Here is an 838-nt window from a genome sequence, read left to right as displayed (position 1 = left end):
CTGCCCGGCGCCGACGAGACCGCCGGCCCCGCCACCCAGGGCACCGAGGCCGGCCTCGGCCAGTCCTCCGCCGAACACGCCTTCGCAAGCTAACGCTGCGCGACTCTCGTGAATCACCCAAGCCCTCGCTCTAACGAGCGGGGGCTATTTTTTTTGCTTCACCGCCCCAGCCCAGGCCCTGCCTCTCCGACCCTCAGCCAGCCCTATAGAGCAGAACGCGACCGGTCGGCACAAGCTGCAGCAGGTAGTCGAAGTCAGCGATGTTCGCGGTCAGCACCGTGAAACCGAGTTTCTGCGCCTGAAGGAAAAGTACGCAGTCGTGCAGCGCCTTGAGCCGTGCGTCCCGTGCGTAACCCTGTATGCGCGACAGAACGCCGCCGAGAAGAGCTGCGCGCCCGAGCACTTCCGCGTCGGGTGTGAAGACGCGGTGATCCGGCATGGCCTCAATTTGCGCCCTGATCACTTTCACCACGCCAGCCGTGCGGGGATCACCCGGATCGAGCACGCCGACAGTATGCATCAGCTCTTGAATAGCCACGGTCGAATGGTTGACTTGCCGTCCATCGACGAGCTGCTCAACCAGCGTCGGGGCGCGACCCTGCATCTGATCGATATAGACACATGTGTCGAGCAGCAGCGGTTGTCCCCCCAGTTCATCCTGCTCCGCGAACGGGAGGATGTCGTCTGGCCGCCGCGCCAAGGTACGGCGCGGGTCGAAACGCGCCCAGCGCATCGCTGCTGAAACATCGAAGCCCGCCATATTGGCCCAGTCGGCCCGAAGCTGCGATTTTGGTCATCTTGGAGAACACGTCGGGAACGGGCTGGTTGTTGTTGACGA

The 838-nt window shown here is 63.6% G+C and carries 1 protein-coding gene; it reads right to left on the bottom strand.

Annotated elements, in window-relative coordinates; genetic code table 11:
• Positions 1-193: 193 nt before the first annotated feature.
• Complete coding sequence (locus tag L3X40_RS22020) at positions 194-760, bottom strand: type II toxin-antitoxin system VapC family toxin (RefSeq protein WP_125964280.1); 567 nt, start codon at positions 758-760, stop codon at positions 194-196.
• Positions 761-838 lie beyond the last annotated feature (78 nt).

Source organism: Rhizorhapis sp. SPR117 (assembly GCF_021742065.1).
Note: the sequence above shows the minus strand (reverse complement) of the source record. Positions and strands in the feature narration are given on the sequence as shown.

Excerpts from the sequence above, each read along its gene's own strand:
- L3X40_RS22020 (WP_125964280.1), bottom strand. The coding sequence starts at position 760 with ATGGCGGGCTTCGATGTTTCAGCAGCGATGCGCTGGGCGCGTTTCGAC.